Source organism: Dolichospermum sp. LEGE 00246 (genome assembly GCF_015207865.1).
In the GTDB taxonomy this organism is placed as follows: Bacteria; Cyanobacteriota; Cyanobacteriia; order Cyanobacteriales; family Nostocaceae; genus Dolichospermum; species Dolichospermum heterosporum.
On the sequence record NZ_JADEWA010000682.1, the window covers coordinates 1 to 1,910 of the forward strand.

At 35.0% G+C, this 1,910-nt stretch carries 2 protein-coding genes; one reads left to right on the top strand and one right to left on the bottom strand.

The features are described from left to right. Window positions 1-63 precede the first annotated feature (63 nt). A complete protein-coding gene (locus tag IQ228_RS25500; protein WP_193964937.1) occupies window positions 64-735 on the bottom strand; it encodes a glutathione S-transferase family protein in 672 nt (223 codons plus the stop codon). A 253-nt stretch (window positions 736-988) separates the two neighbouring features. On the opposite strand from IQ228_RS25500, the gene IQ228_RS25505 reads away from it, so the two are divergent. After that, a complete protein-coding gene (locus IQ228_RS25505; RefSeq protein WP_027401271.1) occupies window positions 989-1,768 on the top strand; it encodes a sulfite exporter TauE/SafE family protein in 780 nt (259 codons plus the stop codon). The last annotated feature ends 142 nt before the right edge of the window (window positions 1,769-1,910 follow it).

The following is a 1,910-nucleotide window of genomic DNA, read 5'->3' on the forward strand; positions in this document are numbered from 1 at the left end:
ATTCATTATTAGTGAACTTACTTTAATTAACAGTAATATTAAAGTAATTTCAAAAACTGCATTTTACGCCGTTATGACTGTTAAACCAAGAATTTTAGCAAATCTTTCTGCATAAAATTCTGTAGGATTAGCAACTTGTTGAATGGATTCCCGTTGTCGCAAATTCTCCCACCATTGATGCAAACGGGGTGTTTCTGATGGCAATGTAAAATTACGGAATTTTTCTAAAACTGGTAATCTTTCAAACCAAGGATAGAAGCTAATATCAACTAAACTCAGATTTTCTCCTAACCAGTAAAGACCATTGCCAGATAGCTTACCTAATCCTTCTTCCTCAATATACAAAAGAGACTCTAAAAACTCTCTCCGTCCCAGTTCTTGTTCCTGTGTATCTTTACCACGCAGCAATTTATTAAAGGCTGGGACTAAACGAGTATTAGCATAGTCAATCCAAATTCTGGCAACTGCTTTTTTAGCAGGATCATGAGGTAACAAAGCTGGTTTGGAAAATACTTCCTCTAAATATTCATTGATAATTGTAGATTCATATATTTCCACATCTCCATGTTTGATGGCTGGAACTTTACCATAGCGAGAAACTTGGGTAAAAGCTTCTGGTTTATTCTGTAAATCAATTTCAATGGGTGTAAAATCAATTCCCTTTTCTAGCAACACTACACGGGTTCTTTGGGAGAAAGTAGAACCTTTAGTGTAATAAAGTTGAATGTTACTCATTTAGTTCCTTCCTTGATTGAGATTTGTTTGAATTTTTGGTTAATTGCAAAAATTACAAGTTGAATGACAGCCAAAGATAGAAGTGAAGCAATTTCACTCCTACAACTTACATTTTTTAACTGGCAAACTACCAGGGTTTTTAATTAACTACGGTTTATTGGTCGAATTAGCGTATTATATTTAGAAGTATTCCATAGTTTTTACTAAAAAACAAGTCTTTTAGCAAACATTCTTCTCAAAATGCAGAGCCAAAATGCCCAACAATTTAACACTTGTCCATAGCTTGCTTCTCTTCAGTACCGCGTTCATTGCCGGATCGCTTAATGCTGTAGCGGGTGGTGGTAGTTTTATTACATTTCCCACCTTGATATTTACTGGTATATCGCCAATTACAGCTAATGCCACAAATAATACTGCTTTATGGATTGCAGCTATGGCCAGTGCAGGAGCATATCGTCACAATTTGCACATCCCGCGACGACAGCTTTTGATACTATGTATTACCAGTTTAATTGGTGGGGGAATTGGCTCTGTTATTTTGCTATATACATCAGCGGATATGTTTAAACAGCTACTTCCTTATCTGTTACTTTCAGCAACGCTGATATTTACATTTAGCGAACCCTTGAAAATGTGGTTACAATTTCAAAGCAAGAAATCATCAGAATCTCAATCTCCACCTTTATTAATTCTCGTGATTGCACAATTAGCAATATCTATCTATGGTGGTTTCTTTGGTGCAGGTTTAGGAATTTTAATGTTAGCAACTTTAAGTTTTTTAGGTATTAAAAATATTCACACTATGAATGCTTTTAAATCTTTTCTTGGTAGTTGTATTAACGGTATCGCTATTTTTCCTTTTATGTTCGCTGGTTTAATTGCTTGGTATCAAGCTATTTTAATGGCTGTGGGTGGTTCTCTTGGTGGTTATTTGTGCGCTCATTATGCGCGGAGATTAGACCCTCGCTTTGTGCGGATATTTGTGATTGTTGTTGGTTTTAGTATGACTACTTACTTTTTTATTCGGGGATAAAATTGATAACTATCGTCAGCTATGATTGGAGTTATCGTCCTGATAAGCATTCTGGCTTTTCATATCGGCTTTGAGGATGATAACAAATCATGTAAAATTAAAATTGGAGTTAATTTTTTGTTTTTCCAGGTTTATAATATAT

Bases quoted from the DNA above. Each gene is read 5' to 3' on its own strand.
- IQ228_RS25500 (WP_193964937.1), bottom strand. From the start codon at position 735: ATGAGTAACATTCAACTTTATTACACTAAAGGTTCTACTTTCTCCCAA.
- IQ228_RS25505 (WP_027401271.1), top strand. From the start codon at position 989: ATGCCCAACAATTTAACACTTGTCCATAGCTTGCTTCTCTTCAGTACC.